Raw genomic sequence first — 15,168 nt, 5'->3', positions numbered from 1 at the left:
ATAATATCATGACAATTATTCTGCAATCGCCCATTCGGAGGGCAAATAACTCAAATTGCGAGCAGCAGGGCCTCAGGACTTCCTTGTGCAAGGGACGCGACGATGCCAAGCCCCGTTCGCAGTTCGCTTTCGTTGGTCGACCCGAGGGAAATGCGCACGGCCGGCGTCCATCCCTGTTCGGCTGTGCGGAATGAAGTGCCGGGTGCAATCGCAACGCCGTGGAGGCGCGCCTGGGAAACGAAGGTTTCCTCCACGTGGCCGCCGATAAGTGGCAGCCAGACGTGAAGGCTCTGCGGATGGTCGCGATAGGACAGGCCCGACAGCATCTCCGAAGCGATTCTGTGCCGGCTCTTAAGTGCCTGACGCTGCCAGTTGACCAGGTCGAGTGCGGTTCCGTCGCTGACCCAGCGCGTTGCGATCTCGGCAATCGCCGGCGTCGCCATCCAGTTCGAGACGAGATGACGATTCGCAACGGCAGCCACGTAACGATCCGGAGCTGCGAGGTATCCGATCCGCAGTCCCGGCACTGTTATCTTTGTGAAGCTCGTGACATAGAGCGTCCGCTCCGGTGCAAAGGCCGCAATGGGGGGCGCTCGATCTTCCACCATCGGACCGAGAATGTCATTTTCTATGATGGCAATGTCATGCCGGGCAGCGACTTCTGCGAGCTTCCGGCGGCGCGTTTCGCTCATCAGCGCCGCCATCGGATTGATCACCGAAGGCTGCAGAAACACGGCACGGATCGGCCCCTTGCGGCATTCCTCGTCAAGAGCATCGGGAATCATGCCCTCTTCATCGATCGCAAGACCTTCGAGATGAAGGCCGAGATAGCTTGAGAGTGGCACCAGTGTGTGGTGACTGATCGCTTCGGTTGCGATCGTCGATCCCGGAGGCGCGACGCTCATCAGGGCAACGGTCATGCCTGACGTGGCGCCGTTCGTCAGGCTGATGTTCAGGGGCGATACCTCAAGCCCGCATCGGGCAAGCCATTCGGCGGCGACGACACGGTGGCGCGGAAAGATCATGTTCGGACGGAACGAAAGGGCCGAGCTCGATGGCAGGTTTTCGGACAGCCAGCCGAAGGCCTGGCGCATCTTTTCGAGATGGATCTGTTCGCAAACCGGCTTAAGGATCGAGAGATCGATCACCTCTCCGAGGCGTTCCGGCAGATAGGGAGGCTCTGGCTCGCGTGGTCGCGTCTGCACGAAGCTCCCCCGACCGATCTCTCCGGAAAGCAGTCCGCGCCGGATCAGTTCGTCATAGGCACGGCTGACGGTTTGAACCGAGAGCTTCAGGTCGTCGGCCATCTTCCGATGAGGGGGAAGCCGCGCGCCGTCGACCAGTTTGCCGTCCGTAATGGCGCTGGCAATCTGCTCTGCAAGCGAAAGATAAGCCGGCCTTCGAAGCTGGGACGGGTCGGGGCGCCAGTTTGTCATGATTTAGACAGTGATAAAAATCAGTTCAATTGACAATGGCAAAATGCACACCCATTGTCTTTTCCTCACCTTTGGAATGATTTAAGCGGCATGGGACAACATGAAACTGGACGCCGTCGACCTGCGTATTCTCGATGCAATCCAGCGTGATGGGCGCATCACCAAGCTTGCACTCGCTGAAAAGGCAGGACTTTCGCCGACACCTTGCTGGATGCGGTTGCGCAAGCTCGAGAAGGCGGGGATCGTCACCGGCTACCACGCACGCATCGCGCTTCGCCGGATTGCACCCGTGGCAAGCGTCATGGTGGAGGTAACGCTTAGCAATCACCGCCAAAGCGATTTCGAGCGTTTCGAACGCGTTATCGCCGGTATCCCGGAAATCGTTGGCTGCTGGTCGGTCGGCGGCGGGATCGACTATTTCCTGAAGATTGTGGCGCCCGATATCGACGCCTACCAGCGCCTGATCGACGGTCTCCTGGACCGGGAAGTCGGGATCGAACGCTATTTCACCTATATCGTCACCAAAACCGTCAAGGACGAGGCGGTTTTGCCCATTGTAACCCTCGTTCATCCAGGAGACTCCAGAGACGGGACATAGACAGATCATGCCGTCAGCGGCCTGGTCATAGACAGTCTCTCTCTTTGAACACCCGTCAAAGGACAAAATCTCGCTTCTTCTCGTGAAAGACTCCGGGCATCGGCAACGAGGAGACAGGTCATGACCGCGGTGTTTGCCCGCCCAGAATTCCACACTGCGCTTTCCCGGATCAAGGACAAGCATCTGCTGCGCGATCTCGCCTATGTTGGTGGCCGATGGTCTGCTGGCATCGATGGTCGGAGCTTCGAGGTGACGGATCCGGCTACCGGGATGACAGTTGCATGGGTGGCGAGCCTTGGCGCCGAGGAGACCTCACTCGCCATAGATGCCGCCACGCGGGCCATGCCGGCCTGGCGTGCCTTGCTGCCCCAGGAACGCGGACGCATTCTGCGGACCTGGTATGAGCTGATGCTCGCAGCGAAAGATGACCTCGCACTCATCATGACCCTGGAGCAGGGCAAGCCTCTTTCCGAATCCCTTGGCGAAATCGACTATGCCGGATCCTTCATCGAATGGTACGCTGAGGAGGGAAAGCGGCTGAATGTGGAATCGGTGACCAGCCACCTGCCCGGTGCCGAGATGATCGTGCGAAGGGAAGCGCTCGGCGTCGTGGGCATTGTGACACCCTGGAATTTTCCATCAGCAATGGTCACCCGAAAGGCGGCCGCAGCGCTTGCCGCCGGATGCACCGTCGTCGCGCACCCCTCCTCCGAAACGCCCCTCTCCGCCCTCGCCCTTGCGGAGCTTGGCGAGCGCGCGGGCATTCCGAAGGGCGTTTTCAATGTCATCACCGGCGAGGCAGCCACCATTGTCGGCCGCATGTGCGCCGACGACCGGGTGCGCGCAATCAGCTTCACCGGATCGACCGAAATCGGCCGGCTGATTGCCGCAAAATGCGCGCCGACGATGAAAAGGCTGGTCATGGAACTTGGCGGTCACGCACCTCTTATAATCTTCGAGGACGCCGAGATCGAGCAGGCCGCGAAGATCGCCGTGGATGCGAAATTTGCAACATCAGGCCAGGATTGCCTCGCGGCCAACCGTGTCTTCGTCCACCGTTCCATCGCCTCCCGTTTCGAGGCGGCCTTTGCGCGACGCATCAGCGAGCTGAAAGTCGGCGACGGTCTGTCCGCCGGCGCAGAAGTTGGTCCTCTCATGCATGAGCGAGCCATTGCGAAGGTCGAGCAACACGTGGCGGACGCCCTGAAGCGTGGCGCCAAGCTCGTGACCGGCGGCAAGCGGCACACGACCGGCAGGCTGTTCTTCGAACCGACGCTCCTGACCAATGTGTCGGACGATGCCCTGATAATGCGTGAAGAGACCTTCGGACCCGTCGCCGGTATCACCGTGTTCGATACCGAGGAAGAGGTGGTCGCTCGGGCCAACCATACCGAGTACGGCCTCGTCGCTTACGTTGTCACCGCCAATGGCGCCAGACAGATGCGCCTCGGCCGCGCGCTCGAATACGGCATGGTCGCGATCAATCGCGTAAAGATCACGGGCGGGCCGATCCCGTTCGGCGGCTGGAAACAGTCCGGCCTTGGCCGCGAAGGATCGCGCCACGGCGTCGAGGCCTTCACCGAACTCAAATATCTCTGCATCGACACCGCCGCCTGATGGCGCCGGTAAAAAATCTCTGACGACCGACATCGAGGACACTGCCATGCTGAACAGAAACAACGAGCTCAACGCCTGGGATCGCGACCACTTCTTCCATCCCTCCACGCATATGGGCATGCATGCCCGCGGCGAAACACCGACGCGCGTGATCACATCGGGCGAAGGCGCCTATATTACCGACGCCAACGGGCGCACGAGCCTGGACGCCTTTGCCGGTCTCTATTGCGTCAACGTCGGCTATGGGCGCCAGAAAATCGCCGACGCCATTGCCAGCCAGGCAAGCGATCTTGCCTATTATCACGCCTATGTCGGCCACGGGACCGAAGCCTCGATCACGCTGTCGAAGATGATCATCGATCGCGCTCCCAAGAACATGAGTCGCGTCTATTTCGGCTTGTCCGGCTCGGATGCCAACGAAACCAACATCAAGCTGATCTGGTACTACAACAACATCCTCGGCCGGCCGGAGAAGAAGAAGATCATTTCACGCTGGCGCGGTTATCACGGCTCCGGCGTCATGACAGGCTCGCTGACGGGTTTGGAGCTGTTTCACAAGTCCTTTGACCTGCCGCGTGCACCGATCCTTCACACCGAAGCACCCTATTATTTCCGCCGTCCGGATCGCTCGATGGACGAGCAGCAGTTTTCGCAATACTGCGCAGACAAGCTCGAAGAGATGATCCTGACGGAAGGACCCGACACCATAGCCGCCTTTATCGCGGAACCAATCCTGGGCACGGGCGGCATCGTGCCGCCGCCGTCGGGATACTGGCAGAAGATCCAGCAGGTGCTCGACAAATACGACATCCTTCTTGTCGCCGACGAGGTCGTCACAGGTTTTGGTCGTCTTGGCACCATGTTCGGGTCGGACCACTACGATATGAGGCCCGACCTCATCACCATCGCGAAGGGCTTGACGTCGGCCTACGCTCCACTGTCGGGCACAATCGTGTCCGACAAGATGTGGCACGTGTTGGTGCAGGGGTCGGATCAGATGGGCGCGATCGGACATGGATGGACCTATTCAGCGCATCCGATCTGTGCTGCGGCCGGGATCGCCAATCTCGAGCTCATCGACGAGATGGACCTCGTGAAGAACGCCGGTGCAACGGGTGCCTACTTCCGCGAGGAGCTTGCAAAGGCTGTCGGCTCGCACAGACACGTCGGCGAGGTTCGGGGCGACGGGCTGATGGCGGCGGTGGAATTCGTGGAAGACAGGGACGATCGAAGGTTCTTCGACGCTTCCCGAAAGATCGGACCGCAAATCGCAGCAGCACTTCTAGCACGCGGGGTGATTGGCCGCGCCATGCCGCAGGGAGACATTCTTGGCTTCGCGCCACCGCTCTGCCTGACCCGCGAGGAAGCAGACATCGTCGTCAGGGCTGCGGCTGAAGCAATCGAAACCACGTTCAAAACGCTCTGAGGACCTCCGATGACAATCCTGCCTAAAACCATGGCGGCGGTTCAGCTTGTGGGTCATGGCGACCTGGACAAGCTCGTCTATCGCACCGATGTGGCCGTTCCGCAGCCCTCTGCCGGGGAAGTTCTGATCAAGGTGTCGGCCTGCGGAATGAACAATACCGACGTCTGGGTCCGCCAGGGAGCCTACGGGACCGAAGACGATCCCGCGGCTGTCTCCACCTGGCGGCGGCAAGGCAACACGTTGAGTTTCCCGCGCATCCAGGGCACCGACACGGTTGGCCACATCGTTGCCACAGGTAAAGGTGTCGCTGCAGCACGCATCGGCGAACGGGTAATGGTCGATTTCTCGATCTATAACCGGGAAGACGACAGCCTTGCCGATATCGACTACATCGGACATGGCAGAGATGGCGGCTATGCCGAGTACATGGTGCTGCCTGCCGAAAACGCCCATCTGATTGCGACGGATCTCAGCGACATCGAGCTTGCCACATTCTGCTGTGCCTATCTGACAGGCGAACGCATGCTGGAGCGGGCGCGGCTGGCAGCTGGAGAGCGGGTCCTCGTGACAGGTGCATCCGGTGGTGTTGGCTCAGCCATCATCCAGCTTGCGCGCGCCCGCGGTGCAATCCCGATTGCATTGACCGCAGCGGGCAAGGAACAGGCCCTGCTCGATGTCGGCGCCGAGGCAGTCGTCACGCGCGGCGGTGACCTGGTTGCCGACGTTCAGAGTGCAGCAGGAGGCAAGCCTATCGATGTTGTCGCGGACCTGGTTGGCGGCTCTATCTTCAATGACCTCCTCAAGCTTCTGAAGCCCGAGGGACGATACAGCACCGCGGGTGCCATTGCAGGGCCTGTCGTTCAACTCGACCTGCGCACCATGTATCTCAAGCAACTCGAACTGCATGGCTCGAGCCAGGGAAGTCGCGCCGATTTCCGGCGGCTGGTAGGCTATATCGAGGACAAGAAGATCCGGCCTATTGTCGCCGGCACCTATCCACTGTCGGAATTCCATCGGGCTCAGCGCGACTTCATGGCGAAGAACTTTGTGGGCAAATTGGTCGTTGTCCCTGACCGGAACGACACGAAGACCGTAGGGCCGTCATGATCCACTCGTTCAGCGGGGCGGGCATCTGCGCCGCCCGACATTGTTTGCGGGAGCCTTGCTGCTCGTCTTGATGGTCCTGCTCAAACCATGGGTTTCCCAGGTTGCTGTTGCGGCGCTCGTGGCCATCATGGTGATGGTCTCTATCGACACGTTTGACTGGTCTTCATTGAGGACGTTACTGGTTCACCCGAAACTTTCGAGCGTCGTCATGGTCGCGACCGTGCTCGTTACCGTGCTCCGTTCGAATCTGGCTCTGGGCGTGACGGTGGCGTCCTCCTCAGCGGTGTGTTCTTCACGCTCAAGGTGGCCCGACTACTTGATGTCGAAGTCTAGAGGAATGTGGCTGGTGTCGTTTGACCACCGGGTCTCGGGCCAAGTATTCTTCGCCTCGGCAGCCATATTCGTGGACGCTTTCGATATTGAGGAGGCAGAAGGCATGGCCGTTCTGATTGACGTCTCACACGCTCACTTCTGGGACGTTACCGCTGTCGCTGCTCTCGACAAGGTCGTCGACCGGGTCAAGTCTCATTCGATTGCCGCCAAAGTCCTGGGCATGAATGAAGGAAGTGCAACGCTGATCAACGACCTCAATGGTTCGAGTGGTCCTGCAGGAAGCATAAGTCGTCAACCAGATCCGGGCGACGGGCGGAAAACTCGATCGCCTGGCGGCACCAGATCGACCGGCTTTCTCCCGCGCGCCTCGATCGGACCAAGGTCCGTTCTGCCGATGAGCATCCGTAGCTGACTGTTCAAATTTCAATGGTGCTGGGTGAATGGGTACGACGTACTGGCCGAAGATCCCTTGTTCGGGGACGACATGAATGTGCTGACCTCAATCTTGCGGCGGTGGTGTGGCAAACATCAGCGCGACTTCAGCGGCGAGGAAAGCCGGGCGAAGGCCCGCGAACTCGTGGAATGGTTTGGGTTTGGGGTGAAAGATCCTGTTGAGATTGCCGAACTGATCGAAGGCAGGCATTGGCAGCTCGAACGAATTTGACCCAGAAGCCTATCTCGGGCAATTCGTCGGCAAGCACGGGCTGATCTCCCGCATTTTCCCATGAGACGACCGCCGGCCCCTTGCCGGGCCAGCATCGACGGACCTCCATACTCCCGGATCTGGTCGAACCCGGAACTTTGAGGCATCGTGGCGCATTCTTTGTTATCCCGAGGGAGAGAACGCCATGAAGTGCTGCCTCTACGCCATCGTCGCTTTGATTTATTACGGGATCACTGCAGCGGCATTCGCCGACGAAACACCCTTCCTCCAATCTCTAGCTGGAGATTGGATTGGTGGAGGGATGATGAAGCGATCTACGTCATCGCCGCCCATCAACCTAGACTGCAATTTCAAGACTCAGGCTAGTGGAGTTGCGCTTTCGATGAAAGGGACATGCCGGGGCATGATCGTCGTCACGCGCGCGGTCTCAGCAAACATCAAGGCCAATGGTACGCAATACGCCGGGACTTACATCGGGCCGTCCGGCGGCGTATCAGGTTTACAAGGCAGGCGAAACGGTGACGCGATCAACCTCGCCGTGCAGTGGTCCCGCATAATCAACGGCGATCGAAGCGCAACCATGACCATCCAACGCGTTGACGACAACGCCATAAGAATCCGAACCGTCGATAAGGACCCGGCGTCCGGCCAGCAGGTGGTTACAAGCGAAATCAACCTTCGGCGCAACTGATGCAACTACAAGAATGTAACCACTCGTCGGAGCAGCAAAGCCAACCTATATATTGACGCAAAGCCCGACGATTTCCGCCGGCATAAACCGGAGATATAGATGAGCCGTGATCCATACGAGCTTCTCGGCGTAAAGAAGGACGCCTCGCAGAAAGAGATTCAGAGTGCATTTCGCAAGCTCGCAAAGAAGCTTCATCCCGATCTCAACCCGGGCGACAGGAAGTCGGAGGAACGGTTCAAGGAAATCTCGACCGCCTACGAGTTGCTCAGCGACGAAGAAAAGCGCGGTCGCTTTGACCGCGGTGAAATTGACATAACAGGTACCGAGCAGGCACCGCGCAACTACTACCGGGATTACGCCTCCCAGCCAGGTACGGGAAATCCCTACCAGAACAGCGCGGGTTTTGCCGATTTCGGCGACCACGACGATATCTTCTCCAGTTTCTTCTCCAACCGTGCCCGGTCCGGCGAATTCCGTGCGCATGGCCAGGACCGCAACTACTCGATGGAGGTCGATTTCCTCGACGCGATCAACGGAACGAAGACCCAGATCAGGCTCCCTGACGGGCCTGCGCTTGATCTTCGGATTCCCCCAGGCACGCGCGACGGTCAGACCCTTCGATTAAAGGGCAAGGGGGAGCCCGGGATCGGTGGCGGCCCCTCCGGCGACGCCTATGTGGAAATCAGGGTGCGGCCGCATCCATTCTACGTTCGAGATGGAGACGACATCCGTTTCGAACTGCCGATTTCGCTTCGGGAATCCGTGCTCGGTGGCAAGGTCCGGGCGCCTACTCCAACCGGGGCGGTCAACCTCACCTTGCCTCCGCATTCGAACACGGGGAAAGTTTTGCGCCTGAAAGGAAAGGGCGTTCCGAAAAAAGGCGGAGGTGCCGGTGACATCTATATCTCATTGAAGATCATGCTGCCGGATTCACCCGACCAGCAACTGACCGATTTCATGAAAAGCTGGACGGCGGGTGAAGCGCAGGATCCGAGAAAAGGCATGGGAGAATAGCCATGGATGATCTTGAATTCCGACGTTTCCTGAAGATCGACCTGACGGTACTTGAGGTCTGGGTCGAACAGGGATGGCTGCTGCCGCAGACCCGGGATGGTGCACGCAACTTTCGTGACACGGATGTCGCTCGTGGGCGCCTTATCCTCGACCTTACGCGGGATATGGGTGTCAACGAGGCGGGCGTCGACCTGATCATGGATCTCATCGACCAAATTCACGGACTGCGCGGGACACTGCGAGATGTGCTGGCTGTCATGGACGAACAAGACGAGGACGTAAAGCGGAGATTGCGCGGAAAGCTGGATGAGCTTTCCGGCACTGTCGGCCTTTGACAAGGCCCCCAAAACCCACCTGTCCAACCGAATAAAGGTGTTTATTCACATCTTTGCGCTGGTTATCTCATTTGCCTGATTAATACATCGCCCTCACCACAGGTTGGTTGTTGGCGGCAGTTCCTTTCCGTGAAAAGCACGTCGCTAGGCTGCAAAGAGACACAAGGTTGGCCGGGACACCCTGCCAAGAGCCATCGCCGTGCTCCTGGGGTGCCAGACCCACTCTTCTGATCGCAATCGACGCTTTTCCCTCAACGACTGCACCCTCGCGGCGGCAGTCGGTTCACGGACAACAGCAAATGACAGCACAGCAGAGCAAGCAGTAGGGTGAGCAGAACGGTGCGCGTTTCTTTCCCCACGGGCCGCGCCGCACGCACCGATTCAAGCCCGCAGCCCTAACGTTGGAGGCTTTTGTTGCCAGAAAGAGTTATCTCTGGAGGCGGTTCCTTCGCTCCATTAGAAGCTCATGCTCGACCAGTTGCTTACCTGCTGGGCTGAGACTAACGCCATCAACCACGTCCTCAGTGACATTCACTTCTTTGAATCTGCGGATCTGGTCGTTCGGGATGTCAGCGGTTTCGTGCCGATAGAGATGCAAGAGCCAGCTCCATTCTTCGTACGTGAAGTCCCTCCGAGCGATCATGCCAGTGTCCTCCGACCAGTGTTGACGAGACAGGAGCCGAAGCTCCCGACAAGCAAGCACTGTGCGCCGTCTTGGTCCCTCGCGTCAAATGGCATGCTAAGACCTTACCTGCGTCGATTGTCGTCCGTCCGTTTCCGTAGACGTTATCCTTCGCGGAAAAAACAAACTCAATAGCGTTGACTAATCAATTAGTATGAACTAATTGCTATGGAATGTCTGAACCTGAAAACATCACCGTTGTTCTGCGCGCCCTCGCCGACCCGACCAGGCGCGCCGTGTTCGAACGGATTGCCAACTCAGACGAGATCACCGTCGTCGAGTTGACCCGGGGAAGTAACGTTACACAAGGCGCCATCTCACAGCATCTCAAGTCCCTGAAGCAGGCCGGCCTCGTCAGTGAGCGACCGGAGGGACGTAACGTCTACTACCGTGCCCAGCGAGGTGGCCTTGAGCCACTGGCCGACTGGATGGACCATTACCGCGTTTTCTGGCGTGAACGTTTCACCGGCCTCAGAGATCTCCTAAAGGAAATTGACCATGAATGAAAAGCTGAGACCGCGAGCTCAAGCCATTGTTCTCGATGAGGTTTTCCCGCACGCCCCGGAGGTTATCTGGAAAGCTCTGACAACCGGGGACTTGATCGCCCGATGGCTAATGCCGCCAAAAGGCTTCGATCCTGTTATCGGCAACCGTTTCACGTTCCAAACGAACCCGTCCGGTGAATGGGACGGTGTCATCCGTTGCGAGGTTCTGGAAGTCCTGCCAAATGAACGGTTCTCCTTCGCCTGGAAGGGTGGCCACGAGAGTAATGAAGGCTATGGATCGACATTGGAGACGGTTGTCACTTTCAGTCTTTCCAAGGCTGGGGACGGCACTCGCCTCCACCTTGTTCATTCAGGTTTCATGCTTCCCAAGAACGACACAGCCTATCGCAACATGAGCGACGGCTGGAGGAAGGTGGTCACAAGGCTCGACACTGTGGTCGCCGAAGAGACGTCTTCGCAAACACTGCACTAGAACGAGGAAATCGGTATGAGCAAACCCTACACCGGTGGCTGCGCCTGTGGCGCGATCCGCTATGACGTCGCCGGCGAGCCGGCGGTCATGGTTGACTGCCAGTGCCGTCAATGCCAGCGGGACAGCGGAACGGGCCACCAATCTCACCTGACATTCGTCGCCGCAGAGGTGAAACTCGAGGGAAATGCGTCGCACTGGCAGACAGTGGGTGACGGCGGCACCGTAAAAAGGCGTGGCTTCTGCCCGACGTGCGGTTCGCCTGTCTACCTTGCATTTCCTGACATGCCGGAAGTGTTCATCGTCACGCCGGCGAGCCTGGACGATCCAAGTCGCTTCAATCCACAATTTGTGTCTTGGACCAAAGCTGGACAAGCATGGGACTATCTCAATCCGGCCCTACCGAAATTCGACAGGATGCCGACGACGTGACGTAAGCGGCCTTTTGCAAGGTATGACCGGACAACATCGGGGCATCCATCGGTTTTCCTCTCGTTAGGCTGCGACCGGTGAAGGTAATCCGTGATTGGTTCACATGGAGGTTGTCGATCACCTTTCTTGGGGCGCCGGGTGATTTCTCGCCCAGATCCGCACAAAGTGGTTTCCCAAGACGGTGCGGAGAAGAGCCGTTTAGTCGTGCTTCCTGTTAGCATCTCAGAAAAAATCGAAAATTCTTCACAAGCACCCTTCCGTTCTGTCCCCGATCCGCATAGATCACGGTCACAGACGTGGCGGACCGAACCGGACCGATCTCGCGAGGGCGATTAGCTCAGTTGGTAGAGCGCCTCGTTTACACCGAGGATGTCGGGAGTTCGAGTCTCTCATCGCCCACCATTCTTCTCGCAACCCTTTGCTTACAAACGGTTTTGCCATTAACCGCGCCATGCATTTCGTGCACCCGCGACGCTTAATGTGTCATGATCAGCTTTTTAATGCCCTTGGGGACGCGACCTTACACCGAACACACCTTTGACTGAGCGGCCGAACCCATCTGTCGAGCAATGTCTCAGGCTCCGCTCGAAGGATCCCAAATACGCGGGGTAACCAGATCAAGGGAATTTGGAGGAGTTGGCCATTGAAGATCGCCAATCCGGCCCTACTTCACTGTGTCGCGAAGGGAGGCGGCAAATGCAAGACACCGATCTTCTTATTCTCTCGAGGGCCGTGCAACAGTGGTACCGGTATTACGACGTAGATCCGGACGAGCAGGCCTCGACCTTTCTCAACCACGCAGCAATCAAGTTTTTCGATCAAGGCTATCGCTCGGTTGAGGGCATCGCCACGATGTTGATCGATAACTACGTCGGCGAATGGCCGATGAAAAGTAACGCGCCGGGCACGAATACGCTTCAGTAGCCCGTTCTCGAGCGGAAAAATCCTTTCGCTTCGGTCTCGGCCTCGCGCCGAACTGTGTCCCGGGGTCAGTCTGACCCCGGGACCATTCGCGGTGACATATATTGGACGACGAAGGCAGTTCGACATGGGCGACGCGCCGGCCAATGGCGCGGCGAACGCTTCGATGGCAACGAACGCGTGCTTTCCGCGACCGCCGAACCCGTTGTGACTGATCTGGCGGTATGCCGCTCGCAACAGTCGCGATCTCGAGAAATCGACGCCGCGGGTTCGGTCGTGCCGCCACGAAGCGCCTGTCCTACAGGGGTCGACCGTTTTCGCCACTATTTTGGCGTTCACGAGACGACCGGCACGCGGTTCTGTTTCCGAACGGCTGGAACATTCCCGGTGACCTGAAGTTCGATGATCGCAGCATTAGCCCTCAACGCTGCGATGGCTGTTGCCCAATGGACAGCCGTGATGGCCCGGCCCTGTCCGACACAGTACCGAGCTTTCTCTTCCGCGCGAAGACATGCCATCAACGTGCATTGGCAGTCATGGCCTCCCTCGCAGCCCGCACAACGGCATCGGTTGTGATGCCGAACTTTTTGTAGACGTCGCCAATCTTGCCTGATGCACCAAAGCTGTGCATGCCGACGAACCTGCCTTGAAGTCCTAAATAGCGGTCCCAGCTGTCCTGAACGGCCGCCTCCACTGCGACACGCGCAGTGCCCTCCCTCAACACGTCGCGTTTGTATTCCTGCGACTGGGCCTCGAACAGTAGCCTGCATGGCATCGAAACGACCGCGGCCCGGACCCCCTCCGTTTGGAGTCTCTCCCGGGCCTCTACAGCAATATGCAATTCCGAACCCGTCGCCATAATGGTGAGCTGCCTATCCCCGCCCTCCGCCTCAATCAGGACATAACCACCCCTCGCCGAAAGGTTTGCCTGTCCGGGGATCCGACGTAACAACGGCATCGGCTGGCGAGACAATGCAATTAGAGCAGCCTGTTTGGGAGCAGCGAGGATGGCTTCCCAGCACTCTGCTGTTTCGATCGGATCGCCGGGGCGAAAGACAGCAAGGCCTGGAATGGCACGCAGCGCTGTCAAATGCTCCACTGGCTGGTGGGTTGGGCCATCCTCACCCAGCCCGATAGAGTCGTGGGTCATGACGAAGATGGATCTTACCTGCATCATCGCTGCAAGCCGAATGGCTGGCCGTGCATAGTCGGAAAATGTAAGGAATGTCCCACCATAAGGTATGAGGCCGCCATGGAGTGCGATGCCATTCATTGCCGCAGCCATTCCATGTTCGCGAACGCCATAATGAATATATGACCCATCGAACTTGCCCGGTGTGATTTCGATTTGTGATTTTGCCTTGGTATTGTTCGACGGGGTGAGATCAGCCGAGCCCCCAAGCAGCTCCGGCATCGCCAACGCCAAGTGGTTCAGGACGACGCCACTGGCTTGCCTTGTCGCCAGATCCTTCTCGCTGGCGAGCAGCTCAACCTTCGCTGCCTCGATCGCCTTCTTCCAGTCAGTCGGCAACTGCCCTTTCATCCGTCGTTCGAAATCGCCCCCAAGGTCGTCCTTTGCGGTTTGGACGCGGACAGCCCAGGCCATGCGTTCGTTGCGTCCGCGCGCGCCAATGTGGCGCCAGCTATCGAGCAGTTCTGAAGGGATCTCGAACGGTGGCGCCGTCCACTCGAGCAGCTTTCGAGCTCCCGCGATTTCCTCTTCCCCGGGAGCGTCACTATGAGCCTTCTGGGTTCCTGCCTTGGTCGGAAAGCCAAAACCGATGATTGTCTTGCAAGCTATCATCGAGGGGCGGTCGGTGGCCTTCTGCGCTTCAATGATGGCCGCCCTTATCGCGTCGGTGTCATGGCCATCAATTTCCTGAACATGCCAGTTGGCTGCGCGGAACCGGGCGGGCTGATCGTCGGATTCCGCAAGGCTCGTTGCACCGTCTATCGAGATGGAATTGTTGTCCCAGAACGCGATCAGCTTTCCGAGCTTCAAGTGACCGGCAAGCGTTATGGCCTCCTGGCTGATACCCTCCATGAGGCATCCGTCGCCGTTGAAGACATACGTGTAATGGCTCGACAAATTATCTCCGAACCTTGCATTCATGATGCGCTCAGCAAGAGCAAGACCCACCGCGTTGGCGAGACCCTGCCCGAGCGGGCCGGTCGTGGTCTCGATGCCGGTCGCGTGGCGGTACTCCGGGTGTCCGGCGGTTCTGCTGTCGATCTGGCGGAAGTTCTTGATCTCTTCGATTGTCATGTCCTTATAGCCGGTCAGATACAACAGGCTGTAAAGCAACATCGATCCATGGCCGTTCGAGATCACAAAGCGGTCGCGATCGAACCAATATGGATCGTCGGCGTCAAACTTCAGGAATTCGGAAAACAGAACGACGGCAATGTCGGCCATGCCCATTGGCATCCCGGGATGCCCACTATTGGCCTTCTGAACCGCATCCATGGACAAGAAGCGAATGCAGTTGGCTAGCTTTCGTAGATGCTCGTCCTTCGCGGCTGAAACTGGTACCTGGGAGTTTGTCATCTGTATCTCCGAAAAAATCGCTGAACGGCAAGGCCGTCAGCTGTGCTGGCAGGCACGAAAGCCCTTTCCAAATGAAGCTCCTGCTTCACCGGCCTGATAGCGCGCGAAAGGTCCCATCTTTTCTCGGTCTTCAAGCCATCGACGGGGCGCCGTTGGTTCCCATCGCACCTGCCAATAGGCTCGACAAAAGGTGACGGGCGTCACCGCTGCGCCGGTCTGCCTCGGGGAAGGGTTGCCTTTCTGAAACATCTCGAATCAGTCGGAAGGTAGCGCTGGCCTTCGAAAAGCAAGCCATAAACTCTACGAGGCATCGACGGTCCGACGACCTACGGACATTTCTCCTTTTAAATAAGCGTTTCCTACTATCCTGCTGTTAATCCATCCATTTT

At 58.3% G+C, this 15,168-nt stretch carries 13 protein-coding genes, 1 tRNA gene and 2 pseudogenes; 14 read left to right on the top strand and 2 right to left on the bottom strand.

Features of this window, described 5'->3' with window-relative positions:
- Window positions 1-50 precede the first annotated feature (50 nt).
- Window positions 51-1,436: a PLP-dependent aminotransferase family protein gene (locus tag FHX16_RS24560; protein WP_259130872.1), complete on the bottom strand. Its 1,386-nt coding sequence runs from the start codon at window positions 1,434-1,436 to the stop codon at window positions 51-53.
- A 100-nt stretch (window positions 1,437-1,536) separates the two neighbouring features.
- Between FHX16_RS24560 and FHX16_RS24555 the strand changes: the two genes are divergently transcribed.
- The 14 genes and pseudogenes from FHX16_RS24555 (at window position 1,537) to FHX16_RS24490 (ending at window position 12,234) form a co-directional block, all read left to right on the top strand.
- On the top strand, window positions 1,537-2,034 hold the full coding sequence (locus FHX16_RS24555) for an Lrp/AsnC family transcriptional regulator (RefSeq protein ID WP_183863837.1): 498 nt from the start codon (window positions 1,537-1,539) through the stop codon (window positions 2,032-2,034).
- Between the two features lie 120 nt (window positions 2,035-2,154).
- Complete coding sequence (locus FHX16_RS24550; RefSeq protein WP_183863836.1) at window positions 2,155-3,651, top strand: NAD-dependent succinate-semialdehyde dehydrogenase; 1,497 nt, start codon at window positions 2,155-2,157, stop codon at window positions 3,649-3,651.
- Between the two features lie 46 nt (window positions 3,652-3,697).
- Window positions 3,698-5,077, top strand: coding sequence for an aspartate aminotransferase family protein (locus FHX16_RS24545; RefSeq protein ID WP_259130869.1), 1,380 nt, complete (start codon window positions 3,698-3,700; stop codon window positions 5,075-5,077).
- A 9-nt stretch (window positions 5,078-5,086) separates the two neighbouring features.
- Window positions 5,087-6,184, top strand: a complete 1,098-nt coding sequence (locus FHX16_RS24540; RefSeq protein WP_183757577.1) for an alcohol dehydrogenase family protein — start codon at window positions 5,087-5,089, stop codon at window positions 6,182-6,184.
- Between the two features lie 7 nt (window positions 6,185-6,191).
- A pseudogene (locus tag FHX16_RS24535) lies at window positions 6,192-6,804 on the top strand (STAS domain-containing protein); the annotation flags it as partial.
- Window positions 6,805-6,957: 153 nt separating this feature from the next.
- Window positions 6,958-7,181 (top strand): annotated as a pseudogene (locus tag FHX16_RS24530) (hypothetical protein).
- A gap of 184 nt (window positions 7,182-7,365) precedes the next feature.
- Entirely contained in the window at window positions 7,366-7,872 is a 507-nt protein-coding gene (locus FHX16_RS24525) for a hypothetical protein (RefSeq protein WP_259130866.1), read from the top strand.
- A 99-nt stretch (window positions 7,873-7,971) separates the two neighbouring features.
- A complete protein-coding gene (locus tag FHX16_RS24520) occupies window positions 7,972-8,886 on the top strand; it encodes a DnaJ C-terminal domain-containing protein (protein WP_183757579.1) in 915 nt (304 codons plus the stop codon).
- Window positions 8,887-8,888: 2 nt separating this feature from the next.
- On the top strand, window positions 8,889-9,221 hold the full coding sequence (locus FHX16_RS24515; RefSeq protein ID WP_183757580.1) for a chaperone modulator CbpM: 333 nt from the start codon (window positions 8,889-8,891) through the stop codon (window positions 9,219-9,221).
- Window positions 9,222-10,076: 855 nt separating this feature from the next.
- The gene (locus FHX16_RS24510; protein ID WP_183757582.1) at window positions 10,077-10,409 is read left to right on the top strand and encodes a helix-turn-helix transcriptional regulator; all 333 of its coding nucleotides are present in this window, start codon (window positions 10,077-10,079) and stop codon (window positions 10,407-10,409) included.
- Window positions 10,402-10,881: an SRPBCC domain-containing protein gene (locus FHX16_RS24505; RefSeq protein ID WP_183757583.1), complete on the top strand. Its 480-nt coding sequence runs from the start codon at window positions 10,402-10,404 to the stop codon at window positions 10,879-10,881. Before FHX16_RS24510 ends, FHX16_RS24505 begins: the two co-directional genes overlap by 8 nt.
- A 15-nt stretch (window positions 10,882-10,896) precedes the next feature.
- Window positions 10,897-11,310, top strand: coding sequence for a GFA family protein (locus FHX16_RS24500; RefSeq protein ID WP_259130863.1), 414 nt, complete (start codon window positions 10,897-10,899; stop codon window positions 11,308-11,310).
- 326 nt (window positions 11,311-11,636) lie between these two features.
- Window positions 11,637-11,712 (top strand) — tRNA-Val (locus FHX16_RS24495).
- 294 nt (window positions 11,713-12,006) lie between these two features.
- On the top strand, window positions 12,007-12,234 hold the full coding sequence (locus FHX16_RS24490; RefSeq protein ID WP_028828150.1) for a hypothetical protein: 228 nt from the start codon (window positions 12,007-12,009) through the stop codon (window positions 12,232-12,234).
- Window positions 12,235-12,748: 514 nt separating this feature from the next.
- On the opposite strand, the gene tkt is transcribed toward FHX16_RS24490, so the two are convergent.
- A complete protein-coding gene (gene tkt / locus FHX16_RS24485) occupies window positions 12,749-14,779 on the bottom strand; it encodes a transketolase (protein WP_183757587.1) in 2,031 nt (676 codons plus the stop codon).
- Between the last annotated feature and the right edge of the window lie 389 nt (window positions 14,780-15,168).

The organism is Rhizobium sp. BK661 (assembly GCF_024808825.1).
Classification (GTDB): domain Bacteria; phylum Pseudomonadota; class Alphaproteobacteria; order Rhizobiales; family Rhizobiaceae; genus Rhizobium.
Note: the sequence above shows the minus strand (reverse complement) of the source record. Positions and strands in the feature narration are given on the sequence as shown.